Raw genomic sequence first — 25,831 nt, forward strand, 5'->3', positions numbered from 1 at the left:
TAAACTTGGATTGTATTCGGAAGGGGAATCAGGAGAAGAACTGGAGCACCAGCGTGGGGAAGAAGCCGAAGACCGCCAGGGTGATCGTCAGGAAGTAGTTGGCCGCCCGTTCGGAAGGCAGCAGTTCCGTGGCGTAGGCTGCGGCCTTGGAGAGGTCCCCCTGGAAGATGTTGCGGTAGGCCCTCAGCATGTACACCGCGCCGATGACCAGGCCCCAGAGGCACAGAATGGTGGCGATCTGGACAGGGCCAAAGCTGTCGTTAAATCCGGCGAAGCCGGAGAAGAAGACCATGAATTCCCCCGGGAAGTTGGCGAGGCCGGGGAGGCCGATGGAGGCCATGCCCGCCAGGCCGAAGACGAAGGCCATGCGCGGCAGTCTGGTGCTCAGGCCGCCCAGGGAGTTGATTTCCAGCGTGCCGGTCTGCTTTTCAATCTGTCCGCAGAGCAGGAAGAGCAGGGCGATGGTCAGGCCGTGGGCCAGCATCAGCAGGGCGGCCCCTTTCAGCGCCCAGGGGTTGGCTTCCGCGGAACCGGAGGCCACCAGGGCGGCGAAGGCCAGGAAGATGTAGCCCATGTGCATCACGGAGGAGTTGCCCAGGAGCAGATCCAGCCTCTTCTGGTTGACGGTTACGTAGCCTACCCAGATGACGTTGCAGACGAGCAGGACAAGGAGGATGTTCGTCCAGGGGAGGAAGCCAGTTTCCATCAGCGGCTGGAACATGAAGAGTCCGTACAGGCCGAACTTCTTGAGCACGCCCGCATGCATCATCGCCACCGGAGCGGGGGCGGAGGCATACGCGGGGGCTGCCCAGGAGTGGAAGGGGAAGAGGGAAATCAGCGTGCCGAACCCGGCGATCAGCAGGGCGCCGATGAGTTCCGCGTGGGCGAGCTCACGGCCGCCGGCCATGAAGTCTTTCAATCCGGAGAAGGTGAAGCCCGCCTGCGTGCCGATCATCAGCAGGGCGGCCAGCAGCACCATGGAGGCAAGCCCCAGGTAAAGCGTGGCTCGCCAGGCCGTGGTGCGGCGGTCGCCGCGTCCGTACAGGCCGATCATCACGAAGGTGGGGATGAGGGCCAGCTCATGGAAGGCGAAGAAGGAGATGATGTTGTCGGACAGGAAGGCCCCGGTGGCGCCCGCGGAAATCAGCAGGGCGGAGTTGTACCAGGAGGCTTCCCCTCCCTTGGGCGGGTTGGTTCCCAGCACGGTGGCGAAGGTCACCAGGATGGTCAGCAGCAGCATCACTTTGGCCAGGGCCGGGGCCAAGGTGAGCTGGAGGTCCATCCCTTCAAAGCGGGACCAGCAGGAGGAGCAGCCGTCAAAGCTAACCAGGGCCCAGATGCCGAGGGCCAGCGTCAGCGCGGCGCTGAGCAGGGCTGTCGGGCGTGCGGGCGCCTTGCACAGACCGATGAGGGCCGTGGCAATCAGAGGAATGAGAACAAGCCAGATAAGCATGGTGTGTGATTGGTTGGTAGGTTAGCAGGAATAGAAGACGGTGAAGTAGATGACCAGGAGCAGGCCGATGCCGAAGAGGGCCGTGTAGGCGGCCATGCTGCCGGACTGGAGGCGGCGCAGCAGGGACCCGACGGCGGCGGTCAGCCGCGCCAGGCCGCCCACGATGAGGCCGGAGATGATGAACTGGTCCATGAAGTCGATGATGGCGGCCAGGGAGCCCTGGATGCCCCTGACCAGCACCTTGTCATAGAACCAGTCAATGTAGAGGCGGTTGGCGAGGGCGCGGGAGACGGCATTGCCGGAGAGCTTGTCGGAGGCCGGGGAGCCCGCATAGAAGACGGCCGCCAGCAGGATGCCGAGCACCAGCGCGCCCATGGAGACGTAGAAGGGCATGCCGATATGGAAGCTTTCGGAAACGAACCCGTTGAAGGGCACCAGCCTGTCAGCCATGAAGCCGTAGCCGGAGATGAGGGCCAGCACGGCCAGAATCAGCAGGGGAACCAGCATGAGGCCGCCCACTTCCGTGGCGTGTTCCGAGCTGTGGCTGCGGCTCTTGCCGAAGAAGACCACGAAGATCACGCGCATCATGTAGAAGGTGGTCAGCAGGGCCACGCCCGCGCCGATCCAGAAGAAGACCGGGTTTTTGTGCAGGGCGGCTTCCAGAATGGCTTCCTTGGAGAAGAAGCCGGACGTGAACGGAATGGCGACCAGCGCCATGGTCGCGATGATGAAGGTAAGGGAGGTCAGCTTCATGCGCTTCATGATGCCGCCCATTTTCCAGATGTCCTGTTCATGGTGGCAGGCGAAGATGATGGCGCCCGCGCCCAGGAAGAGCAGGGCCTTGAACCAGGCATGGGTGAAGAGGTGGAACATGGCCGCTTCCCCGGCCAGCAGGCCCAGGGCCATGACCATGTAGCCCAGCTGGGAGAGGGTGGAGTAGGCCAGCACGCGCTTGATGTCATTCTGCTGGGTGGCCATGAAGGCGGCGATGACGGCCGTGACGGCGCCGATGACGGCAATGACGTTGCAGGCTAGGGCGGGGAAGGCTTCCACGCCGATGGAGTACTGGACGCGCACCATCATGTACACCCCGGCGGCCACCATGGTGGCCGCATGGATCAGGGCGGAGACGGGGGTGGGGCCTTCCATGGCGTCCGGAAGCCACACGTGCAGCGGGAACTGGGCGGATTTGCCCACCGCCCCGCAGAAGAGGCACAGCACCGTGATGTTCAGCAGGGTTTCACTGAGGCCCGCGGGCATTTCCATCAGGCTGAAGTCCAGCGTGTTGGTCAGCGCCCAGAGGGTCAGGATGCCGATCAGGAAGCCGAAGTCCCCCACGCGGTTGCAGATGAAGGCCTTTTTGGCAGCGTTTGCGGCGGCGTCCCTGGTGTACCAGTGGCCGATGAGCAGGTAGGAGGAAAGGCCCACCAGCTCCCAGAAGATGAAGGTCATGGCGATGTTGTTCGCCAGGACGATGCCCGTCATGGAGAACATGAAGAGGCTCAGGCTTGCGAAGTAGCGCGTTTTCGCCTTGTCGTCCGCCATGTAGCTCAGGGAGAAGATGTGGACCAGCAGGCCGATGCCCGTGACCACCAGCATCATGCGGGTGGAAAGGGGGTCCAGCACAAAGCCCAGGTCAACGGAAAAGACGTCGGAGATCGGAAGCCAGGAGAAGGAGTCCGAGCCGGTCTGGTCCAGCAGGCCCAGGGAAAGAACGAAGGTCGCCAGGCAGGAGAAGGTGGAGGTGAGGGCCGCGACGTTCGGACGCCGGGTCAGCAGGAACCAGTTGAAGGCGGCTACGACCAGCGGCAGGAAGAGCAGGAGCCAGGTGTATTGAATATCAATATTAAACATGTTCTTGAAGTGGTATGTTGCTCTTAGTCTTTCAGCGTGTTGAGGTCCTGCGTGCTGGCCGTGCGCCTGGCCCGGTACAGGGAGACGATGAGGGCCAGCCCGATGGCTACTTCCGCCGCGGCGATGGTCAGGATGAAGATGGAGAGGGCCTGTCCGTCGTAATTGGGCAGCCCCATGGTGCCCTGGGCGCGTGAAAACGCCACCAGTGACAGGTTGGCCGCGCTGAGCATCATTTCCAGGCACATGAAGATGACGATGATGTCACGCCGGACAATCACCCCCATCAGGCCGATGGCGAACAGGACGCCGGAGAGGATCAGGTAATGCGTAAGAGGTATCATGATGATGGCTGTGGTAAGGGGTTCGGGTTATTTGCCGAAGGGGCGGCGGCTCAGCACGACGACGCCGATGGAGGCCACCAGCAGGGCCAGCCCGGCGATGACCAGGCTCCGGTTGTATTTGTCAAACAGGGTGCGGCCCAGCAGGGCGGTATCCGGGAATTCCCCGTTGTCTATTTCCGCGCGGATGGTGGTGCCTTCCGGATAGAGGTGTGCGGAACATTGGGGGGAGAGGGGAGGGAGGGTGATGGACGGTGCTATGCCGCAGGTGGAATGGAGCAATTGGTCAAGAGATGTCTTGGTGATGGCATAGTCCGATCCTCGTGTGCATCCGCCGGAAGCAACGCAGGGTTTCTGCGCGCATTCCCCGGAAAGGTTGTTGGTTTCCGTTTTCCCGGAATTGGCGCTGTCCTGGCCGATCTTCAGATCGTTCCACGCCTGTTCCGCGGTGGCCATCGGGCAGCGGTGCGTTTCCTTCGCGCCGGGCAGGGAGTAGATGATGCCGATGAGCTGGCCGAGGAAGAGGCCGGCGATGATGACGCCGATGGCGACGGAGACGGGCCGCCGGAAGGGGGAGGTTTCCCGCTTCACGTTCAGCAGCATGATGATGAACGCGAAGAGCACCATGATGGCTCCGGCGTATACCAGAATCTGGAGAATGCCCAGGAAGTGGGCGCCCAGCCCGATCATGACGGCGGCCGTGGCTCCGAAGGAGAGGGCCATCATCATGGCGGAGGAAACGGGGTTGCGCATGAAGACGACCATCAGGGACAGGATCACGGCCAGGGCCCCGAAGACGTAAAAGAGTATGTCACTGGCAAAAATGTTCATAACGTACGGAAATTGGAGTGAATGTTTCGGGGTGATTTATTTGTATTGGTTCCACTTGTTGACCAGTCCCTTGCGGGTGCCCCCCATTTCGTAGAGCTTGGCCTTGTTGTGGATGGCCTGGGCCTTGTCCGTGGGGGTGAACAGGTAGTCCTGGCTCATGAAGATGGCCTGTTCCGGGCAGGCTTCCTCGCACATGCCGCAGTAGATGCAGCGGAGCATGTCGATCTGGAATTCCCTGGGCGCTTTTTCCACCTTGCCCCAGGGGCCTTCCTTGATGGCGCCGGGGGTGATGGTGATGGCGCGGGCAGGGCAGATGAATTCGCAGAGCTGGCAGGACACGCAGCGTTCGCGGCCGTCTTCCCCCTTCACCAGGACGGGAGCCCCGCGGTAGTATTCCGGCAGGTGCTTGTCCCACCGGAATTCCGGGTACTGCATCGTGACGCCTATGCCGGAGCCGGCCAGTTCCTTCTTGTTGCGGGATTTGCCCAGCAGAGCCAGAACGAGGTGCTTGATGGTGATCCAGAGACCGCCAAGGATGGATTGCAAGTAGAACCGCTCTCCGAGGGAAATCTTCGGGCGCTTGATCGTTTTGAAGGCCATAATAGTGATGTTGTCGGGATGAAGAAGGTTGATTACTTGACGAAGTACAGGATGGCGGCCGTGATGAAGATGTTGATGACGGCCAGTTCAAAGAAGACCATCCAGCCGAGCTTCATCACCTGGTCGTAACGGAAGCGGGGGAGCGTCCAGCGCACCCAGACGAAGAAGAAGACGAAGAAGAGGAGCTTGAGCACGTACGCGATGAGCTGGCAGATGACCGCCACCCAGTTGGCTACGTGTTCGTTGAGCCACCCGTCCAGGCCGAAGCCGATGGACCAGCCGCCCAGGAACAGCGTGATGACCAGGGAGGAGCCTACCACCATGGCGGCGTATTCACCCATGAAGAACTGCGCGAATTTCATGGAGGAGTATTCCGTGTGGTAGCCGCCCACGAGGTCCGTTTCACATTCGGACATGTCAAAGGGCGTGCGGTTGGCTTCCGCGAAGATGGAGGTCAGGAAGATGATGAAGCTGATGGCGATGGGAACCAGCAGGATCCAGCGCTGCCAGCTCAGGCCCTCGCCCCACACGGGAAGCAGCAGCCATCCGTTGGCGGCCTGGTATTCCACGATGTTGGAGAGGTCCAGCGTGCTGTAAATCATCAGCACGGGGATGATGGACAGGCCCATGCTGATTTCGTAGGAGATCATCTGGGCGGAGGAACGCACGCCGCCCAGGAAGGGGAATTTGGAGTTGGAGGACCATCCGGCCAGCACCAGGCCGTATACGGAGAGGGAGGAGATGGCGAACATCCACAGGGGCCCTACGCTGAGGTTGGCCACCGCCATGTTTACGTTGCCGTAGGAGGTGTGAAGGTCTCCGGCAAAGGGGACCACGGCCGCCGTCATCAGCGGGGGGGCCAGCACCAGGATGGGGGCGATCCAGAAGTACACGCGGCGCACGAAGGGAGGCGTGAAGTCCTGCTTGAGGAACAGCTTGCCGCCGTCCACCATGGGCTGCACGAGGCCGAAGATCGGAATGTCGCGGTCCAGGCGGAAGAAGCGGCACAGGTTGGCGATTTTGCCGTCGTGGGGAAGGCCGAAGTAGTCCAGCGTCTTTTTAAACGGCAGGTCTGACTTCGCCCCGAAGCGGCGGAAGATGCTCAGCGGGATGCCGGCGCGGTTGGGCCCCACGCGGTCCTGAATCCAGGCGGCCACCCGGCGTTCAATGTACACGCAGACCGGAATGAACAGGATGGTGATGGCGAAGCAGATGACGATTTTGATCAGCAGGGTGATGACGTAGAACCACACAGGGTTGCTGAGCACTTCGTCGCAAAAGGTTAGAATCGAATCAATCATGGCGGATTAACAGGTTGTGTGCGTGTGAAGTGTGATTAGCGGCCCTGGCTTTTTTCATGTTCCACCACGGGAATGGTGACGCCGGTTTCCAGAATGGGCTGGCCCCCGTCTCCTATGGAGCCCCAGGTGACGCCGTTAAGGGCGCCGTATTCCGTGCTCATGACGGTGAGGATGTCCAGGGCGGAGTTGAAGTCTTTCAGCGCGGGGTTGCCGCCCAGCAGAAGGGTGATGTCCCGGAGAATCTGCCAGTCATCCCTGGCGTAGCCCACGGGCTGGATGGCGCGGTTCAGGCGCTGGATGCGGCCCGTGACGTTGATCATCGTTCCGAATTTTTCAGCATACGTGACGCCTGGCAGAACCAGGTCCGCGTGGCGCGCCGTTTCATTCACGCTGTGGGCGGTCATGAACAGGTAATCCAGCTTTTTCAGGTCTTCCGCCGTGAAGCCGGCTTCCGGGGCGGTGAGGTCTTCCCCCAGCGTGAGGATGCCCTTGATGGAGCCGTTGCGCACGCCGTCGCGGATGGCGGCCAGCCTGGAGCCGGGTTCAATGCCCAGCACCAGCTTGGCCCCGTTCGTGTTCGGGTTGCGGTCCGCGGCAATCAGCATGCCGTCGCTTTCTCCCATGCGGGGGACGATGTCCACCATGTCCGTGCCGATTTGCGCGGCCAGGTGGCGGACCATGTAAAGTTCTTCGTTGGTCATGCGCCCGGAGGCGATGATGGCGAGCTGGTGCGGGGAGACGCGCTTGACGGCTTCCGTGACGGAGGCCAGGGCGGGTTCCCAGGTGGACGGGCGGTGGGGCGCTCCCGCGTCCGTGCGTATGACGGGCTGGGGAATGCGCGTTTCCGCGTTGATGTATTTGTAATTCAGGCGGTGGGAGTCCGGCATCCAGCAGGAGTTCACGGCGTCGTTCGGGCGCGGGGTGATGCGGTACACCTTGTCTTCACGCGTCCAGAGGATGATGTTGGTGCCCGTGCCGCAGTCCACGTCAATGGTCTTGGTTTCCTTCAGGAACCAGACGCGCATCTTGAAGCGGAAGTCCTTGGAGGTAAGAGCGCCTACCGGGCAGAGGTCCACGGTGTTCAGGGAGTAGTTGCTGTCCAGCTCACGGCCCGGATAGACCGTGATGGCGTTGAAGGTGCCGCGCTGGGCCATCGTGAGAACTTCGTCATGCATGATGTCGCGCATGAAGCGCACGCAGCGGCCGCAGAGCACGCAGCGCTCCTGGTCCAGGTTCACGCGCGGGCCGATGCTCAGGTTCTTGCCCTTCTTGGTCTTCTTTTCCTCATAGCGGCCTTCCACTTGGCCGTAGTCGTTGGAGTATTCCTGGAGCTTGCATTCCCCGGCCTGGTCGCAGATGGGACAGTCCAGCGGGTGGCTGGTAAGCAGGAATTCCATCACGCCGCGGCGCGCCTCGCTGGCGAGGGGGCTGTCCGTACGGATGCCCATGTTTTCCGCCACCGTGTTCGCGCAGGAGATGATGGGGCGCGGCATCCACTGGATGCGCTGGTAGCCGTTTTCATCATAGGAGGGAGTCTGGCCCGGAGCCAGCCGGGGCGGCATCCCCTGTTCCACCATGCACATGCGGCAGGAGCCGACGACGGCCAACTTGGGGTGGTAGCAGAAGCACGGGATGGGAACGCCTACGGAACGGCAGGCGTCTGCAATCCGCGTGCCGCGCGGGAACCGGTGCCACGTTCCGTTGATCTGGACGTTCACCTTGCCTTCCTCGGCGGCAATGTCTTTGGGGAGTTTGGAAGCTTCTTCACTCATGATGACGGATGGGAGGGAAATGGTATTGAAAAGTGGTGTTGCGTTCTGCTGTTAGCGGGTGAGGAAACGGGTTTGTTCCCGGCCTTCCCTGGTATGGGGCAGGCAGGCGTTGAAAGGGTCCGTCAGGGCCACGAATTCCTCCTTGAACTTGGAGACCATGGCCTGGGTGGGCCATGAGGCGGCTTCACCGAAGGCGCAGACCGTTTTCCCTTCAATCTGGTTGGCCACTTCAATCAGCAGGTCCACGTCGGACGGAGCGGCCTTGCCTTCCAGAATGCGGGTGCTGAGCTTCATCATCCACGGGCAGCCTTCCCGGCAGGGGGTGCACTGGCCGCAGGATTCATGCGCGTAAAAGCGGTTGATGTTGTTCATGGCCCAGGGCATGGAGCGGGAGTCGTCCATGACGATGACCGCGCCGGAGCCGGACATGGAGCCGTGCTGGGAGATGCTGTCCAGGTCCAGCGGAATGTCGAAGAAGGAGATTTTGCCCATGGTGCCGTCCGGGTTCTGCACCTTGTATTCCACGTCCGTGCGCATGACCTTGGAGGAGGAGCCGCCGGGAATGACGGCCTTGAACTCGCGGCCGTCCCGCGGGCCTCCGCAGACGTCATACAGCAGTTCGCCGAAGGTCATGGAGCCGGAAACGATTTCATAGAACCCCGGGCGTTTCACGTCGCCGGAAACGCCGATGATGCGGGTACCGGGGGAGCGCCGGGCACCTTCCTGGCTGTAGGCTTCTCCGCCCATGGCGATGACGTGCTTCACCTGGCAGAGGGATTCCACGTTGTTCACGATGGTGGGGCAGCCGTACAGGCCGATGGCGGCCGGGAAGAAGGGAGGCTTGATGCGCGGGTAGGGGCGCTGGCCTTCCAGGGAGTTGAGCAGGGCCGTTTCCTCACCGCAGATGTAGGCGCCCGCGCCGCGGTGCACGTGGATTTCCAGATCGTAGCCGGAACCCTGGATGTTGCTGCCCAGGAAGCCGCGTTCGCGCGCTTCCTGAAGGGCCTTGAGCATGATTTCCGCGGCCATGGGGAATTCCTCCCGCATGTAGATGTAAGCCAGGTGCGCGCCTACCGCGTAGCTGGAGATGACCATCCCTTCAATGAGCTGGTGGGGGTCCTGGTGGACGATGTAGCGGTCCTTGAAGGTGCCGGGTTCGGATTCGTCGCAGTTGCAGACCAGGTAAACGGGCTTCGTGTTGTTCGGCGGAATGAAGGTCCACTTCACGCCTGTGGGGAAACCCGCGCCGCCGCGGCCGCGCAGTCCGGATTTTTTCACCTCGTCAATGACGGCCTTCGGCTCCATGCCGAGCGCCTTTTTCAGTTCCTCATAGCCGCCGTCGGCCAGATAGCAGTCAATGGAAGTGTTCCATCCTTCGCGGTTGACGTTTTTCAGGATGCGGCGCGTTTCCCTGGGGTGGGGTTCTTTACCGGGAAGATAGGTGATGCTCATGGCGAAAATCTGGTGCGGGGTGGAAAGGGTTAGGCGTTCTGGTGCTTGGCGATCACTTCCTCCAGCAGTTCCGGAGTGACTTTTTCATACAGAAGGTCGTTGACCATCATGTTGGGGCCGAATCCGCAGTTGGCCAGGCATTCCACTCCCTCCACGCTCCACAGGCCGTCCGGGCTGACGCCGATGGGGTGGTGGTGGTCAATGCCGCTCTTGTCAATGCCCAGGCGCGCGCAGATGGCGTCAAAGAGGCTGTCCGCTCCCGCCATGGCGCAGGAGAGGGTGCGGCACACGCGGATGTGGGTCTTGCCGGGGCACATCTGGCGCAGGCCGGGATAGAAGGTGACCACACCCAGCACGTGGGCGGCGGAGATGTTCAGTTTTTCACCCACCCAGGTGATGGCGTCTGCGCTGATGAAGCCGAATTTTTTCTGGATTTCATGCAGGATGGGAAGCACGGCGGATTTCTGCTTGCCTTCCGGATAATGCGTGACGTATTCGCTGGCGGCGGCGTCAAGCTCCGGCGTTACTTCAAAGGCCGGGTAGAACCGTTCGCCCGGGCTGGGCTGGTGGGCGATAGTCGCGTCGATGGCGTTTTCAGCGTAATCGGACATGGGGAGGAAATTTGGTGTTTGAGTTGGAAAGGAAAAGGGAAGCGTGTGTTTAGCGGTCGCATTCGCCCATCACGAAGTCGAAGGAGCCGAGAATGGCCGGAACGTCGGAAACCAGGTGGCCTTTCAGCAGTTCCGGCAGGATGGACAGGTTGCAGAAGGAGGGGGAGCGCATGCGCAGGCGGTTGGGAAGGCCGCCGCCCTTGGAGTCCAGGAAGAAGCCCAGCTCGCCCTTCGGGTTTTCCGCGGCAAAGTAAACCTGCCCGGCGGGGGCGTTCACGCCCATGGTGGTGGCCATGAACTGGCGGATCAGGGATTCCATGTCCGTCATGACCTTTTTCTTTTCAGGCAGCGTGCCCTTGGTGTCCACCATGTTGATGGGGCCGTCCGGCATGGTTTCAATGACCTGGCGGATGATGCGCAGGGACTGGCGCATTTCTTCGATGCGCACGGTAAAGCGGTCGTAACAGTCGCCGTGTTCACCCACGGGAACGTCGAACTCGTAATTCTCATAACCCAGGTAGGGGTTGGTTTTGCGCAGGTCGCGCTTGACGCCGCTGGCGCGCAGGTTGGCTCCGGTAATGGCCCAGGAGAGCGCCTTTTCACGGCTGATGACGCCCACGCCCTGAAGGCGGTCGATGAAGATTTTGTTCTTGAGCAGCAGGGCTTCCGTTTCATCCAGGGTCTTGCCCGCTTCGTCACAGAAGACGAGCACTTCCTTCAGCATTTCATTGGGGACGTCGCGCGTCTGTCCGCCGATGCGGGTGTAGGAGGAGGTGAAGCGCGCTCCGGTGAGCTGTTCGTAAAAGTTATGGATTTTTTCGCGTTCCTCATAACAGTACAGGAACACGGTCATGGCGCCTACGTCCATGCCGTACACGCCGACGCCCAGGATATGGGAGGAAAAACGGGAAAGCTCCAGGGCCAGCACGCGCAGGGCCTGCCCGCGGGGCGGCAGCTCCCAGCCCAGCAGTTTTTCCACCGCGCAGGCATAGGCGATGTTGTTGGAAAGAGGGGCCAGGTAGTCGAAGCGGTCGGTGTAGGGGACGAACTGGTTGTACTGGATGGTCTCCCCGATTTTTTCCATGCCGCGGTGCAGGTGGCCCACCACCGGATCGCAGCTAATGATCTCTTCACCATCGAGTTCCAGCACCAGCCGCAGCACGCCGTGGGTGGCGGGGTGGGAGGGGCCCACGTTCAGGGTCATCGTTTCTCCGAGCGGTTCGGAAGTATTGGTGAGATAGTCTGCGTTAGCGGCTGTATCTGCAATGGCGAAAGTTTTAGTGCTCGTCTTCATGTGGATGTCCGTGCCTGGCTGAACCTGATAATGGTGCCGAATGATTATGCCACTTCACACCATGCGGGCAAGCCAAATGTCAGTTTTTTTGGCATTCCGGGGGAGCTTTCCACGTTGATGCGGAAGTCTCCTCAACTTATGAATGTTAGGCTATTCTAACATTGAGCCCCCATGTGGGAGAGGAGGAATGGGAGGAGGAATGCATTTGGAATCCCATGCCGTCTGCAACGGCAGGAAAAACATGAACCGGGGATATATTTTTCTGTCCGGAGGACCCCATGTCCGGGAAGAGAGGGCGGCGGATTTTCCGGCATAAAACTTTTCCGCAGGAGAACGGAGAGGGTGTTAATGATTTTCTCCATTTTCTCACGTTTTGCAAAAGATGCGGCTTCTGGCCGCATATGCTCTCAGCTGCCGCAAGAGCTTGCAGCGCTCCCTTCAATTTGCTGGAAAGAGCCCTGGTTTCTCAGGGGTTTTGAGACTTGCGGGTTTTTAGGAGCTTTTTCCGCCACATTGCGGAGGGAGAGTGCCATCTCTTTTTCCGTTCGGAGTTTTTACAAGGGGCCGGAGACCCTTGTTCCCAGGAAGGAGTTTATGGCGGAAAACACGGGTATGAAGTTTCCGGTTGCCCGTTTACCCGCGCTCCGGAGGGACGATGGCTGCGACAGCAGCCGGAATTATTTGACTACATTCTGGGGAATGAAGTGCATTTCCTGCTCCGCGATGCCGAATTGCCAGGTGGCTGTCTGCCACAGGTTGGCGGCAAGGTTTTTCCAGCGCACCTGGACGGTTACGGGGCTGAGGCGCAGGGGGCGGGAAGGCGTCCATTTCAGGATTTTTTCCTTGGGGTCATACTGGGCATTCACCAGGCCGAAGCCGGAAACGCGCATTTCCACCTGTTTGGGATCGAAGGCTGGTTCACGGGCCAGGGAAATGGAGATGTCCGGGTTCTGGTTTTTCACCACGGTATTGGCCGCCGGGTAGACAGGCTGGGCCGGGGCCGGATAGGAATTCAGGCTGTTCCCGCTGCTGCTATTGTTGCCGGGAGTGGCCGACGGCGTTTCCGGAGCCGTGGGCACGTTGAAATTCAGGGCTCTGGTGAATGTCTTGGGATCCTTGCCAAAAACCATGTAGCGGTGAACCCGCCAGCGGTCCGTGTCCTTGGTTACTTTCTTGGGAATCACCGTGAAGGCCGCCTGGAATCCGGCTTCCTCCGCCTTGGTGATCATGTCCGGCAGGACGAATCCGCCCGGGTAGCAGTAGGCTTCCACGGCGGAACCGGGGAATTTTTCCTGAAGGATTTTCCGGGAATTGCTTATTTCCGCCGTAGCCAGGTCCAGAACCGCCTGGGTTCCCTTCCGCTGGGCGGCGCGCCATGATCTGGGGTACAGGTGGCTGACGGAGTGGCTGCCCAGCGTGGCGCCGTTATCCAGCATTTCCTGGATTTGGTCATGGCTCATGGCGGAGCCGCGGCCCGTGATGAATTTGGTATAGGGGAAAACGGTGAACGGGAATCCCGTTTCCTTCAGGATGGGGTAGGCATCCGTGTAAACGCTCTTCCAGCCGTCGTCAATGGTGATCATCACGCATTTGGCGGGGAGCTGCCTGCTTCCCAGTTTCCATTCCAGGAATTCCTTCATGGAAATGACGGGCACGCCGCTGGCCTTCAGGGCCTGCATCTGGGCGCGGAACACGTCCGTATTCATGCGCATTTCCGTGGCGGGAAGGGTACGGCTGAAATCATGATAGCCCAGGATGGCAACGCGGGTTTCATGCTGGGGAACCGGAACGGGGGAAAAGGCCGTGGGAGGAATGACCGGGACCGGGCCTGCGGGCTGCACCGGGGCATGCAGGTTCGTTTCCCCGGGAATAGGCTCCGCATTCGGGATGGGCTCCGCCTGGGGGATGGAGGAAACCGTTTCTCCGGGAATGGGTTCCGCCATGGGAATGTTTTCATTCCTGCGGTTGGCTTCAATCAGTTCCCTGACGGGGACAACGCCGGCGGCAGGGTTCCCCTTGATAGTGCCGCCGATGACCGGTCCGGGCGCGAGGGGAAGGGGAGTGGCGGGCGGCAGGTCGGGCGGAAGCTCCGCGCACGCGACACCGGCTGCAATCAAGAAAATGGAAAGGAGGCCTGGGGCGGAGCGCATACCTGCAACTACTATTTTTAAGTTTCCTGTTCAACCTTAAACTCAGGCAGGCATGACAGCCTTTTCCCTGCCGTGCGCGCTCCTTTTCAGGTCCGTGCGGGCTTTTCCCGCCTGAACGCGTTCCCGTTAAAAAGCATACAGACTCATTTTCAGCTCGCGGAAGAAAGGGGAGGTGTTTAGTCTGTCCGCAGACATGAGCTGTATTTGTCATTTCTTCAAAGTTCTGGCGCGCCGTGCGGGTCTGCTCACTACCGTGGCTGCCGCCGCCTTTTTCCTGGGGGCTCCTGCCGGTGAAGCTTCAGCTCGCGCGGCGGAACCTGCCTATCCCGCTACGGAAGTGGGGGGGGAATCACAGTACAGCCATTTTCCCATTCCCCTGAACCAGTACAAGCCCGCGCCGCCGGATGCCAGCCTGTCCCAGGTGCTCACGGAGCGCAACAAGCAGTCCGGCGGGTTCAACCTGGCCGTGACGCTCGTGTTCCTGGGGGCTATTATCCATACGTTCCTGGCCGGGCGGTTTGAACGCTATTCCCACAAGCTGGCCCTGCGCTACAAGGAAAAGCTCAAGGAAACCAACTTCCGCGTGATGCACCCGGAGGAGCGTCTTCCGGTCTCCTTCGCGTCCGCCATCTTCCATTTCCTGGGGGAAGTGGAAGCCGTGTTCGGCATCTGGATCATCCCCTTCATGTTCGTGTGCTGGAAGTATTATTCCTTTGAGGACTTCTCGGCCTACTTGAATTACGACTGCTCCTTCACGGAGCCCATGTTCGTGATGATTATCATGATCATCGCCTCTTCCCGCCCCATCTTCAAGCTGGCGGAATCCGTAGTCAACTACGGCGCCAAACTTGGAAAATCTTCGCCCGGGGCCTGGTGGATTTCCGTGATGACCCTTGCCCCCCTGCTCGGCTCCCTGATTACGGAACCTGCCGCCATGACGATCGGCGCCCTGATCCTGAGCAAGAAGTTTTACGACCTCAAGCCGAAGAAGACCCTGATGTATGCAACGCTGGGGCTGCTTTTTGTGAATATTTCCATCGGGGGCACCCTGACGCATTTTGCCGCCCCCCCCGTGGTGATGGTGGCGGAAAAGTGGGACTGGGGTCTTGCGCACATGATCCAGCACTTCGGCTGGAAGGCCGTTTCAGCCATCATCATTTCCAACCTGGCCTACTTTTTCCTCTTCCGCAAGGAATTCGCCCGCCTGGCCGCCCAGCAACGCGAGTTCAACGAGTTTGACGACGCCGTTCCCCAGTCCTGGGAAGACCGCAATGACAAGATACCGGCGTGGGTGACGCTGGCGCACGTCTGCTTTCTGACCTGGACGGTTCTCTTCGCCCATGAGCCGGTCATGTTCATCGGCAGCTTCCTCTTCTTCATTGGCTTTACGGTGGCTACCCCGCAGTACCAGAACCAGATGTCCCTGCGCGTTCCCATGATGGTGGGCTTCTTCCTGGCGGGCCTGGTCATTCTGGGCGGCGTCCAGGCCTGGTGGCTGGAACCGGTGCTGACGCGGCTGGGGGACTACGCCATGATCGGGGCCACGCTGCTGACAGCGTTCAACGACAATGCCGCCGTCACCTTCCTGGCGTCCACGGTTCCCAACCTGCCGGAAGCCGTCAAGTATTCCGTGGTGGCCGGCGCCGTGACGGGCGGCGGCCTGACGGTAATCGCCAACGCCCCCAACCCGGCGGGGCAGGCCATTCTGGGCAAGTACTTCAAGGGCATCAATCCCCTGTGGCTGTTTGCCTGGGCGGCTTTTCCCACCGCCATCGTGTTCATCTTCTTCACCTGCTTCGGCCATTAAGGGCCGGAACCGGAGCTTACTCTTATGTTTACCGGACTCGTTGAAACAACAGGAACCGTGGAAGGGTTTACGCCCATCAACGGCGGAGCCAGACTGACGCTGATTATTCCATTCGGCCATGAACTTTCCCTGGGGGATTCCGTCGCCGTCAACGGTTGCTGCCTGACGGTGGACGCCCTGGACGGTGAGCGCGTCTCCTTTGACCTGCTTTCCCAGACCCTCCGCGTCACCAGCCTGGGAAACCTCCAGCCGGGGGGGCTGGTGAACCTGGAACGCGCCATGTCCGCCATGGACCGCTTCGGCGGCCACTTCGTGATGGGGCATGTGGACAATACCGGAACTATTACGGCCCTGGAGCCCGTGGGGCAGGACCACCGCCTGGAAGTGCGCATTCCGGATGAACTGGCCCGCTACTGCATTGACAAGGGCTCCATCACCATTGACGGCATTTCCCTGACGATTGCGAATTTGAACGGCTCCCTGCTTGAATTCTGGATCACGCCCCATACCTTCGGACGCACGAACCTGCAACGCGCCGTTCCCGGCCAGCCGGTGAACCTGGAAGTGGACATGCTGGCCAAGTATGTGGAAAAACTGTTCGCCTCCCGGGGAAATACAAGAATATCGTTCTAGAATAAATTAATTTACGGAATTATATAGAATAATCTTGTAACGTCGTTTTTCTTTTCTGCCGATGGTATTTGAATGACAGCTACAGAAGAATGTTGGTCGGAGCAAGATTAAAGTAAATAATTCTGTTAATTTATTTCTGAGATTAACTTCTCTACTCCCCTGATAAGATCCATAACTTCATCAGGAGTAGGTTCTCTTTCTTTAGAATGAGCGCTCATATTTCTAATATCTCCGAGCCTTTGTATTAATCTCCAAGTTGGGAGATCAATGATTTCTAATTTTTTTAATTCTTCATTAAAATCAGATATTGTTGGATTTTGTTTCCGGAATATAATGTTATGAAATTTACACACTTTTAATAAATGAGTTTCGAGAGTTACTCCTGCTAGTACTCCAGCTGCCCTTATGTACTTTTTATTAAGTAAATTTTGTGCAGCTTGCAACTCATTTTCAAAGAGTTCATATTGTAACAATTCTTCAATATTTTCTAATTTAGAATCTATAAGTTTTAAACAAGCTTCTAATATTGAAATTTGTATAGACATTTTTGAAGAAAATATACTAATACGATCTACAATTTCCTCTGATCCTTTTTTAACGACTAATCCTAAAAAATAATCACTTATTGTATATGTTAAAGAATCGATACTTTTTCTTTTTTCTGTTTTATATAAATCGTAAAATTCCTGATGTCTATCAGGTAATATCTGCCGTACGATATTGTAGGATTTTGTAAACCAATCTTGATAGGAGGAAAGCAGCGAGAGATTTTTGTTTTTGTATTCTTGATAGCTCGGTTTATTTTTTATTATATTTTCTGTTTCTTTAGGAATCTTTTTATATTTAATGGCTTCGTCTATAAGAATCATGTTGCCGTATTCATATAGATATTCTAATTCACGTTTTATATGTTCTTTGCTTTTTGACATAAATTATATTAAAATGATTAAGTTGATTAAAGGGAACCTTTAGCCGTGACCCATTTGCCGCGTTTGATGACCCGATCAAAGGAAAGGCCGTGATGTTCCGCTGCCGCCTTCGTTTCTTCCCACTGGGAGGCCAGAATCCCGGAAATGACCAGCACGGCATCCTTCTTCATCGCCGCGATGATATGGGGAAAAGCCTTTTGCAGAATGGTGGAAAACAGGTTGGCGACGACCAGGTTGCCCTTCTGCCGGGCTGCGGGCGTCCATTCAAAGACGTCCCCTACAAATAAATCCAGCTGTTCCGCCGTGACGGCATTGCGTTCCATGTTGTGACGGGCCACTTCAACCGCCATGGGGTCAAAGTCGAAGGCCGTGGCGTGTTCCGCCCCCAGCTTCAGCGCCGCAATCGCCAGTACGGCGGTTCCGCAGCCGATGTCCGTCATGGTCCAGGCTGTTTCTTTGCGTGATTGGGCGAAGTCGGCAATGAAGCGCAGGCAGGTGGACGTGGTGGCATGGTCTCCGGTGCCGAAGGCCATTTCCGCCGGAACGCTCAGGATCCGGCGTCCGGGGAATTGTTGTTGCAGGGCGGCAAGCTTTTCTGCGGAGCTCTGTTCCGTGATGACCAGGGAATTCCTTATCCTGAGCGGGGCGCGTTCCTCCCGGTTCTGGGCCGCCACCCAGTCACGTGTCTTGATTTCCCGGACAGTGCCGCCAAAATACTGCTTCAGGGTCAGGGCGTCTTCTTCCCGGTCACAGTAAACGGTAATCCTGATGGTCTTGCCTCCCTTGATGATGGTGATGGAGGCATTGGGATTTCCGGCAATGCGCTCACTCCACGCGTCTTCCCATTTGGCGGGGGACAGTTTGTTCCAGCTCCAGGTCATGCGGGGAGTATGGAAGCTTTTCCGGCAGGAGGCAAGGACGGATGCAACGGAAGGAAAAGTTGAAGAAAGCTGCAATGGGTTATCCATTCCAGGGGGTTATTCCCATAAAGGCCATGAAGCGGCGCAGGGGCTTGCGGCGCTCCGGAAACTGGCCGGAACTTACAGGGATTTTCCGTTGGGCCACATCAGCATCCGTTTCAGGAAGCGTTCATTGTTGACGGTGACCTTCGGGAAGAGGCGCCTGCTGGATTCCTTGAGCGCCCTGATGGCGTCTTCGCCCTGCAGCGGCGTGCGGTCCGAACCGCCGATGACGGCGCGCAGCCATGCGGTCTGGGGCATGTCATAAGCTTCCACGGCTTTGAAGGGCATGCGTTCACGCCAGTTGGCGCCTCCCGTGGTGCCGGGAATGTTCAGGCGCTTGTTGACGTCAAAGAGGGCGGGCCAGAGGATGGCCGCGTAACGGGAGTTGGAACGGAACAGGGCATTGTACATGGCCGTCTTGATTTCCAGGTTCCAGCAGGAGAGCCATGTTTCCGGCTGCATGCCGGCGAAGTCCGCAAACCATTTCAGCAGGCGCGCTCCGTCTTCCGCCTGGTGCACAATGCTTTCCTGCTCCGGGCCGGACGGCGTTTTGGGAGAGGTGCCGTCCCACAGGCCCAGTTTCTGCGCACGCTCAATCTTGGCGTAGCTGTCATTCCAGGTCTGCATGATGGTTTCAAAGTCATGCGTGCCGAACGCCGCAAAGGAGCATTCATGGTATTCCTTTCCGGGGGTGATGGTGCCGTCCGTCCTGATTTCCCAGTGGGGTATCTTGAAGCCGGGAATGTTAAGCTGGCGCATGTTCGGGCGCACGTAATCCGGCACGCAGCCCAGGTCTTCCCCCACCACGCTGACCCCGGGGGCGGCGGAGAGCAGGAGGCGCAGGTACAGGTCTCCGTCCGTCAGGTTCAGGTTGCGGTCCACGGCGTTGTCATCCCCGCGGGGCTTGAAGCCGGGAAGCCTGCCGCCCGTCCTCTGGGCCGCCTGCTCAAGGGTAAGAGGCAGGAAAACCTCGTTTTCCGTGGGTTTCCACGGGAAGGAGTAAATGCGGTAAAAACCCAGGATGTGGTCAATCCTGTACATGCTGAAAATCTTGGTGCAGTATTTCACCCGGCGTCTCCACCAGGCAAAGTTGTCCTGGGCCATGACGTCCCATTTGTACAGGGGAATGCCCCAGTTCTGCCCCCATTTTCCCGTGAACGGGTCCTCCGCGTAATTGCCTTCCGCCGGGGCACCGCCGCACCAGTCCGTATCAAACAGGTAGCGTTCAAAGAAGACGTCCGCGCTGCTCAGGGAAACGCCGATGGGGATGTCCCCCATCAGTTTCACGTTGCGTTCGTCCGCGTAAATCCGGATGAATTCCCACTGCTTTTCACAGAGCCATTGAAGCCAGCGGGTGAAGTCCTTTTCCTCCTCGTAATCGGCGGCGATGGCCTTGGCCCGTGCGGGGTCCTGTTCCGGCCAGTGCCACCAGATTTCCGTGCCGAACAGGTCACAGAGGACCTGGAAGCAGGCAAAGTCTTCCAGCCAGCTTCCCTGTTCCCTCACCCATTCCCGGAACTTGGGCATGATGCCTTCATATTCCGGCTTGGTCTTAAAATTGTTCCATGCATCCCGCAGAATCCACATTTTCCAGAACCTGACCTTGGGGTAGTCCACCAGGTTGGGGCCGGAGGGCTGTTCCCACGGCAGCGTATCCCCGGTTTCATTGAAGACGCGTTCTTCCAGGCCGGGAATGGTCCAGGGTTCCAGGGAAAGGTACAGGGGCTCCAGAGCGATGGAGCTGATGGCGGAATAGGGGGAAGGGCATTCGTCCCGCCCCAGGGCATTGACGGGCAGGAGCTGGAGAAATCCCACGTGGGCGTCCGCCGCCCAGTCAATCCACTGGCGCAGGGCCGTCAGGTCCCCGATGCCGTGGTCGTTGTTGCGGCGCAGGGAGAACAATGGCAGAACTACGCCGGCTAATCTCTTTTCATCCATATCAGAACGCATGCTTGAACGGTTTCCCGGATGGACCTGTGCCAGCCGTGGAAACCGTGAGAGGCAGAATAGCATTCCCCGGAGGAATGCGGCAAGCCTAATACGTTGCCTTTGCGCCATGATTCGGGGTTGGCGCAGGAAAAACGCGCGGTAGTTTTCCCGCCTGTCCGGCATGAATGGAAGGCGCTTGGACAGGAAAGACAGGATTTTTCTTTTTGAAATGGCATCCTGAATAAACAGGCGCAAATTCTGCTTCCATCCGCAATCTGTGCCAGTTAAAATCATACGCAAATGAAATTGGCACTTCTCCCTTCCGCCCTGCTGGCGCTTCTGGCTTCCTGCGGTCCCAACAAGCATATGAATGCCTGGGAGCGGCAGAGTTCGGCGCTGGATCCCGTGGGCATCACGTCCAAGAAAATGGCGGCCAAACACAGGGCGGACCAGGCGTCTTACAAGCCGGGGGAATCCGTCACGTTCAAGAAGGAAAAGTTGATGGTGTTCGAACAGAATCCGGAGAATAATTTTTCCACGAGCGGAACCGTCAAGGGGGGCGTGAAAACAGCCAAGGTGCTGGTTTGCGGAGATTTGTTCGCCAAGGTTGAATTTGAGGACGGCAGCCAGGGATACGTGAGCCTGTCAGAAGTAGTCAATCCGCAGGAAATGATGGGCTTTTATCCCGTCACCGCTCCCGACATGGCAGGGCCGGACGGGGCCCTGCTTCCGCTGCCCGCCAATATGGGCGCCGTCAGCCCGGAAGCCGCAGCGGCTTCCCGTGAGCTGGATATGTCCCGCATGAACACCTCCCTGGTTCCTGTGCCGGACTCCGCTTCCCCGTCACCTTCGGGAGCCGCGCCGCAGGAAGCCCCTCCGGTCAGTGCGCCTCTCCCGGAATCAAGCGTGAAACAATAAGCGCCTTTGGCGCAGATGCCGGGGAGCAGGGATGGGACGATATATTTCGGCTCGCGCCGTGCTGGTTTCCCTGAATCCTGTTTCCTCCCTGCCTGACCAATGGCGGCAGCCTATTCCGCCGTCAGTTCATACGCCACGGCATCCGTTACGGTGACGGTGGCGAATTCGCCGACAGGCAGCGTCAGGGGGACGGAAACGGTGCCGTCGATGTCCGGGGCGTCCCATTCCGTTCTGGCAACGCCGGGAGCGTCCACCAGCACGCGGATTTTCCTGCCGATCTGTTCCTGGCCCGTTTCCGAGGCAAGGCGGGTCAGGAGCATGGTGGCTTCATTGTAGCGGCGCGCCTTGGTGCGGTGGTGCACCTGGTTCGGCATCTTGTAGGCCTTCGTGCCTTCCTCCCGTGAGAAGGTGAAGATGCCGGCCCGTTCAAAGCGGAACTCCTCAATGAACTCCATCAATTCCTGATGGTCGTCCTCCGTCTCTCCGGGGAATCCGGTGATGAAGGTGGTGCGGATGGCGATTCCCGGAACGGCCTTCCGGATGTCCCGCAGGAGGTTGCGGATGTAGTCCCCGTCCGTCACGCGCTGCATGGCGCTGAGCATGTTGCCGGAAATGTGCTGAAGGGGGATGTCCACGTAGCGGGCCACCTTGGGGCTTTCCGCGATGGCGGCGGTCAGTTCGTCGCTCCAGTGGGCGGGGTGGGTGTAAAGAAGCCTGATCCAGAATTCCCCTTCAATGGCGTTCAGGGCGCGGATCAGGGAGGCCAGGGATTCCCCGCGGGAGGAGTCCACCGCGCTGCGGCGGTTCGGGCGCGCATCCGTCCATTTGTCCATGCCGTAGTAGGTAATGTCCTGCGCAATGAGGCAGATTTCCTTCACGCCGGACCGGATGAGGGCTTCCGCTTCACGCACCACGTCCTGCTGGGAGCGGCTGCGGTGGCGTCCCCGGATCATCGGGATGATGCAGTAGGCGCAACCGTGGTTGCAGCCTTCCGCTATCTTGATGTAGGCCGTATGCGGGGGAGTAAGGCGGTAGCGCGGCGTGTCCCAGTCCGGAACATACTTGCACTTGCCTTCAATAAAATTTTTATCCGGAGCGGTCCGCTCCATCACCTTCGTGATGATTTCCGGGAGTTTGGTGACCTGGTCCGGGCCGATGAAGGCGTCCACCTCCGGCAGCAGGGCGGGCAGTTCCTTCTGGAAGCGCTGGGACAGGCAGCCCGCTACAATCAGCTTCTGGTTTTCCGGATAAGCTCCGCTCTCCCGGGCGCGCACGACGTCCAGAATGGCGTCGATGGCTTCCTGCTTGGCCTGGTCAATGAAAGCGCAGGTGTTGACTACCATCACGTCCGCCAGCTCAGGTTCCGGAGTCATGGTCATGCCGGCCTTCTGCATGTGGCCGATCATGATTTCAGAGTCAATCAGGTTCTTGGGGCAGCCCAGGGAAATAAGTCCAACGGTGAGAGGCATGGCAGTGAGTGAAAAGCGTGATGGCGTCAGTCCCCGGAGGGGGAGTCGTCCCTGACGACGACGAGGTCGAACGGACGGATGTCCACGACGCGCACAGGGGTACCCTTAATGAGTATGCCTTGTCGAGAGAAAACCTCGCATATTTCGCCATGGATCATGGCCTTGCCGTTGGGCTTCAGCTCCGTGACGGCGTTCCCCCGGTCGCCTACCTGCACGCGCGCAATGTTGACGGCTTCCCCGGCGGGGCCGCCGCTGACCGTGGCGTTCGTGACGCGGCGCATCAGGACGGAGTCCGGCAGGTACTTCATCAGCACGGCGATCAGGATGGCGCCCCCGGTCAGGCCCAGGGCCAGTTTCAGGAGGGGGATGCCCAGGACCATCGCCAGCGTGTTGACGTCGTCCCACTGTCCGTTCCGGATGATGTGGTCCCATTCCCAGGAGCTGATCATGCCGCCGAACAGGGCCAGGAAGATGCAGATACCGCCCGCAATGGCCGCAATGAAGGTGCCCGGGATGACGAAGAATTCCACGCACAGCAGGACCACGCCCAGAATGAGCAGGGCCGCCGTTTCATACCCGGCCAGGTTCCCAGCGATGTTGTTGCCGAAGAAGAACAGGGCAAACGCGGCAATGGCCACGATGCCGCCGATGCCGAACCCAGGCGTCTTGAATTCCATGTAGATGCCGCCGATTCCCAGCAGGATCAGTATGGGGGAGGCCCACGCAATCCAGAGGCCGATGCGTTCAAAGGCGGTGGGTTCCGCCGTGACCGTGGGGGCGTCCACCTTCTCCTGGGCCAGCAGGTCCGTGACGGAGGTGGCCGTTCCCTGGGCCAGCAGGGGCCTGCCGTCTTCCAGCCGCGTGGCGGCCTCCTTGCCCGTCAGGGTCAGGAGCGCGCCTTTTTCCAGCTTGACGGGGCCGAATTGCTGCTCCTGGTCGGAGGGGATCATCATGGCCTTCACTACTTCCGGGCGGTAGCCCTTTTCCGTTACCACGGAGCGGGTGAAGGCCCAGAAGGCGCTTTCCGCCTTCTTGCGCATGACGGGGTCCATCTCCTCCCCGGAGGAGGTGATGATGCCCGCCGCGCCGATGGAGGAGACGGGCGCCATGTAAATCTTGTCGCACGCCGCGGAGATGAGCGCCCCGGCGGACATGGCCTTGGGATTCACGTAGGCGTAAGTGGGGATGGTCAGCGGCTGGATGCTTTTCATCATCATCTCGCTGGTTTCCCAGGCCAGGCCGCCGGGCGTGTTCAGGTCAAACACCACGGCGCGCGCCTGTTCCTCCTGCGCCCGCTTCAGGATGCGGTTCATGAAGCCGAAGCTCTGCTTGCTGGTCAGGGAGTCCTCCCCCACCGGAATGACCACTACCCGGTCGCGGAAGGATTCCTCCGCGGCCGCCCGGAACGGGGAGCCGGCGAACAGGGCCAGCAGAGCCAGCAACAGAAGGTGAATGTGCTTCATGCAGACAGGCTAACACGTTCCGCGCCCGCGCTCAATGGGGAAATGCGTTCCGTGCGGACGGGGAGGCCGGATGCCGCCGCGCCGTTTCACCCGGTTTTCCTGAGGAACACGGGAGCTCCTCTGTTTTTCCAGTGCGCGCCCGGTTGTTTCCTCCCCCTGTTTTCCTGTGAATGGCGTCCTGATTCTGTCTTCTTGTGCACCCGGCGGGGCTGTGATAGACTGGCCGCGCCTTATGGGAAGGATTGATGAAGACAGCATCCGGCGCGTTCTGGAAGCCACTGACATTGTAGATGTGGTGGGTTCCTATCTTTCCCTGAAAAGGGCCGGGTCCCGGTGGAAGGCGTGCTGCCCGTTCCATAATGAGAAGACGCCTTCCTTCATCGTGGACCAGACCCGGCAGAACTTCAAATGCTTCGGCTGCGGGGAAGGGGGATCCGCCATCACCTTCGTGATGAAGATGGAAAACCTGGGCTTTGCGGATACCGTGCGGCGGCTGGCGGAAAAAGCCGGCATTACCCTGGTGGAGGAAGTGTATGACGCCGCGGAGGAAAAGCGGCGCAAGGCGCGCACGGCCCTGCTGGTGGCCCATAAGAAGGCGGCCGAGTTTTTTCACAGGCTCCTGCTCCGCTCCCCGAAGGCGGCGGAGGCCAGGGCCTACCTGAATTCCCGCGGATACGGGGCGGACATGGCGAAGCGCTGGCAGGTGGGCTGGGCTCCTGATTCTTCACGGGAGTTCCTGGCCTGGGCGCGTAAGGAGGGGCTTCCGGACCAGGTTTTGATAGATTCCGGCCTTGCCAACCGCGGAGAGCGCGGGGACCTGTACGCCCGGTTCCGGGACAGGCTGATGTTCCCCATTAACAATGTGTACGGGGAATGCGTGGCGTTCTCCGGACGAATTCTGCGGCCCCAGGAAAACGTGGGCAAGTACGTCAACTCCCCGGAAACGTCCATTTTCAAGAAAGGGGATGTGGTGTTTGCCCTGGACAGGGCGCGCGGTCCCATGGGGAAGAGCGGCAAGGCCCTGCTGTGCGAAGGGCAGCTTGACGTCATCGCCTGCCATGAGGCCGGCATTTCCTTTGCCGTGGCTCCCCTGGGAACGGCGTTCACGCCGGAGCACGCCAGAACGCTTTCACGCTATGCCTCCCGCATTGTCGTTTGTTTTGACGCGGACAAGGCGGGCATGGCGGCGGCGGACCGCGCCTTCCGGGAGCTGGCCCCATTCGGCAAGGATGTTTACCTGGTGAATCTTCCGGAGGGGGACGATCCGGACTCCTTCATGAAGAGGGAAGGGAAGGAAGCGTTTTCAGAGATGGTGGAGCAGGCCCGTCCTTTCTTTGAGGTCCGCATTGAACGCGCCAAGGAACGCGGCCTGCTGACTGACGCCGCCGCCAGCGCCGCCTTTGCCCGTGAGATGACGGCTCTGCTGGCCTGCATGAGCGACCCCGTGGCCCGCGACCTGGCAACGGCGGACGTCGCCACCAGGATGCGCACGACCGTGAATGACCTGCGGAGTGCCGTCAGGACGGCCGGACGCCGCAAGGGAAGGGAACAGGCACAGTCCGCGGACCGTGCGGCGGCTGCGGAAGTTTCTCAGACGCAGCCCCCCGTGAAGATGGACCGTGCCGTGGCCGTGCTTTGCGAGTTGTCCCTCCAGAACGCCCGTGCCCAGGGGCTCATCGTGGACCGTATTGAAGAATTGCTGGAGCCGATGCGGATGCTGCAAGGGGGGGGGATCCTGAAAAAAATCCTGGCACGGCTTCCTTCTCCGGACAGTCCCGCGGCCATTCAGGCTTTTCTGGCGTCCCTGCCACAGCCGGAACGGGATGCCCTGAACCTGCTGAACCTGGACCCGGTGCCCATCCCCGATGTGGACCGGAGCGTCCAGGAAGCCTGCTCCGGCATTGCTAAGGCGGCCCTGGAAAGGCATATCGCGTCCCTGATGGCGGAATTGGCGGACCCCTCCACGGACGCCGCCAGAAGGCTGGAATTATCCAAACTTAGTGTTGACTTGAAGCGTTTGCTGGGTACAATGTAGTGCCTCGATACCTCCGGGTATTGATATAAT

The 25,831-nt window shown here is 59.6% G+C and carries 20 protein-coding genes; 4 read left to right on the top strand and 16 right to left on the bottom strand.

What is annotated here, in order from left to right; translation table 11 throughout:
- Nucleotides 1-28: 28 nt before the first annotated feature.
- The 11 genes from M8N44_RS02135 to M8N44_RS02185 form a co-directional block, all read right to left on the bottom strand.
- Nucleotides 29-1,453 carry a complex I subunit 4 family protein gene (locus tag M8N44_RS02135; RefSeq protein ID WP_102726993.1) on the bottom strand — a complete coding sequence of 475 codons (1,425 nt, stop codon included), beginning with the start codon at nucleotides 1,451-1,453 and terminating at the stop codon, nucleotides 29-31.
- Nucleotides 1,454-1,474: 21 nt separating this feature from the next.
- Nucleotides 1,475-3,307, bottom strand: coding sequence for an NADH-quinone oxidoreductase subunit L (gene nuoL / locus M8N44_RS02140; protein WP_102728270.1), 1,833 nt, complete (start codon nucleotides 3,305-3,307; stop codon nucleotides 1,475-1,477).
- Between the two features lie 23 nt (nucleotides 3,308-3,330).
- Complete coding sequence (gene nuoK, locus M8N44_RS02145) at nucleotides 3,331-3,648, bottom strand: NADH-quinone oxidoreductase subunit NuoK (protein WP_012420642.1); 318 nt, start codon at nucleotides 3,646-3,648, stop codon at nucleotides 3,331-3,333.
- Between the two features lie 27 nt (nucleotides 3,649-3,675).
- Nucleotides 3,676-4,476: an NADH-quinone oxidoreductase subunit J family protein gene (locus tag M8N44_RS02150; RefSeq protein ID WP_102728271.1), complete on the bottom strand. Its 801-nt coding sequence runs from the start codon at nucleotides 4,474-4,476 to the stop codon at nucleotides 3,676-3,678.
- Between the two features lie 36 nt (nucleotides 4,477-4,512).
- Nucleotides 4,513-5,076 carry a NuoI/complex I 23 kDa subunit family protein gene (locus M8N44_RS02155; RefSeq protein WP_022396667.1) on the bottom strand — a complete coding sequence of 188 codons (564 nt, stop codon included), beginning with the start codon at nucleotides 5,074-5,076 and terminating at the stop codon, nucleotides 4,513-4,515.
- A gap of 32 nt (nucleotides 5,077-5,108) precedes the next feature.
- Entirely contained in the window at nucleotides 5,109-6,377 is a 1,269-nt protein-coding gene (locus M8N44_RS02160; RefSeq protein WP_102726996.1) for a complex I subunit 1/NuoH family protein, read from the bottom strand.
- 35 nt (nucleotides 6,378-6,412) lie between these two features.
- Nucleotides 6,413-8,149 carry an NADH-quinone oxidoreductase subunit G gene (locus M8N44_RS02165; RefSeq protein ID WP_218957709.1) on the bottom strand — a complete coding sequence of 579 codons (1,737 nt, stop codon included), beginning with the start codon at nucleotides 8,147-8,149 and terminating at the stop codon, nucleotides 6,413-6,415.
- 51 nt (nucleotides 8,150-8,200) lie between these two features.
- The gene (gene nuoF, locus M8N44_RS02170) at nucleotides 8,201-9,601 is read right to left on the bottom strand and encodes an NADH-quinone oxidoreductase subunit NuoF (RefSeq protein ID WP_102726997.1); all 1,401 of its coding nucleotides are present in this window, start codon (nucleotides 9,599-9,601) and stop codon (nucleotides 8,201-8,203) included.
- A gap of 29 nt (nucleotides 9,602-9,630) precedes the next feature.
- On the bottom strand, nucleotides 9,631-10,212 hold the full coding sequence (locus M8N44_RS02175) for an NADH-quinone oxidoreductase subunit NuoE family protein (RefSeq protein WP_022396671.1): 582 nt from the start codon (nucleotides 10,210-10,212) through the stop codon (nucleotides 9,631-9,633).
- A gap of 49 nt (nucleotides 10,213-10,261) precedes the next feature.
- Complete coding sequence (nuoD, locus tag M8N44_RS02180; protein ID WP_102722830.1) at nucleotides 10,262-11,506, bottom strand: NADH dehydrogenase (quinone) subunit D; 1,245 nt, start codon at nucleotides 11,504-11,506, stop codon at nucleotides 10,262-10,264.
- A 677-nt stretch (nucleotides 11,507-12,183) separates the two neighbouring features.
- On the bottom strand, nucleotides 12,184-13,623 hold the full coding sequence (locus M8N44_RS02185; protein WP_180975164.1) for a polysaccharide deacetylase family protein: 1,440 nt from the start codon (nucleotides 13,621-13,623) through the stop codon (nucleotides 12,184-12,186).
- A gap of 226 nt (nucleotides 13,624-13,849) precedes the next feature.
- Here M8N44_RS02185 and M8N44_RS02190 point away from each other — a divergent pair, with 226 nt between their 5' ends.
- Together M8N44_RS02190 and M8N44_RS02195 are read left to right on the top strand one after the other, a co-directional pair.
- Complete coding sequence (locus M8N44_RS02190) at nucleotides 13,850-15,463, top strand: putative Na+/H+ antiporter (RefSeq protein ID WP_022396674.1); 1,614 nt, start codon at nucleotides 13,850-13,852, stop codon at nucleotides 15,461-15,463.
- 24 nt (nucleotides 15,464-15,487) lie between these two features.
- Nucleotides 15,488-16,096 carry a riboflavin synthase gene (locus M8N44_RS02195; protein ID WP_102728272.1) on the top strand — a complete coding sequence of 203 codons (609 nt, stop codon included), beginning with the start codon at nucleotides 15,488-15,490 and terminating at the stop codon, nucleotides 16,094-16,096.
- 125 nt (nucleotides 16,097-16,221) lie between these two features.
- On the opposite strand, the gene M8N44_RS02200 is transcribed toward M8N44_RS02195, so the two are convergent.
- The 3 genes from M8N44_RS02200 to M8N44_RS02210 all read right to left on the bottom strand — a co-directional run bounded on the left by M8N44_RS02200 (nucleotide 16,222) and on the right by M8N44_RS02210 (nucleotide 19,925).
- Entirely contained in the window at nucleotides 16,222-17,025 is an 804-nt protein-coding gene (locus tag M8N44_RS02200; protein ID WP_102728273.1) for a hypothetical protein, read from the bottom strand.
- A gap of 26 nt (nucleotides 17,026-17,051) precedes the next feature.
- Nucleotides 17,052-17,906, bottom strand: a complete 855-nt coding sequence (locus M8N44_RS02205; protein WP_102728434.1) for a 50S ribosomal protein L11 methyltransferase — start codon at nucleotides 17,904-17,906, stop codon at nucleotides 17,052-17,054.
- 159 nt (nucleotides 17,907-18,065) lie between these two features.
- Entirely contained in the window at nucleotides 18,066-19,925 is a 1,860-nt protein-coding gene (locus M8N44_RS02210; protein WP_215709546.1) for a 4-alpha-glucanotransferase, read from the bottom strand.
- Between the two features lie 291 nt (nucleotides 19,926-20,216).
- Here M8N44_RS02210 and M8N44_RS02215 point away from each other — a divergent pair, with 291 nt between their 5' ends.
- Nucleotides 20,217-20,834: a hypothetical protein gene (locus M8N44_RS02215; protein WP_146021105.1), complete on the top strand. Its 618-nt coding sequence runs from the start codon at nucleotides 20,217-20,219 to the stop codon at nucleotides 20,832-20,834.
- Nucleotides 20,835-20,944: 110 nt separating this feature from the next.
- Here M8N44_RS02215 and rimO read toward each other — a convergent pair whose 3' ends face one another.
- Nucleotides 20,945-22,303: a 30S ribosomal protein S12 methylthiotransferase RimO gene (gene rimO, locus M8N44_RS02220; protein WP_102728276.1), complete on the bottom strand. Its 1,359-nt coding sequence runs from the start codon at nucleotides 22,301-22,303 to the stop codon at nucleotides 20,945-20,947.
- Nucleotides 22,304-22,329: 26 nt separating this feature from the next.
- Nucleotides 22,330-23,766 (bottom strand): NfeD family protein, encoded by a 1,437-nt coding sequence (locus M8N44_RS02225; protein ID WP_102728277.1) that lies wholly within the window; start codon nucleotides 23,764-23,766, stop codon nucleotides 22,330-22,332.
- A gap of 232 nt (nucleotides 23,767-23,998) precedes the next feature.
- On the opposite strand from M8N44_RS02225, the gene dnaG reads away from it, so the two are divergent.
- On the top strand, nucleotides 23,999-25,801 hold the full coding sequence (gene dnaG, locus M8N44_RS02230; RefSeq protein WP_102728278.1) for a DNA primase: 1,803 nt from the start codon (nucleotides 23,999-24,001) through the stop codon (nucleotides 25,799-25,801).
- Nucleotides 25,802-25,831 lie beyond the last annotated feature (30 nt).

The sequence above is a fragment of the Akkermansia massiliensis genome, from assembly GCF_023516715.1.
Classification (GTDB): domain Bacteria; phylum Verrucomicrobiota; class Verrucomicrobiia; order Verrucomicrobiales; family Akkermansiaceae; genus Akkermansia; species Akkermansia massiliensis.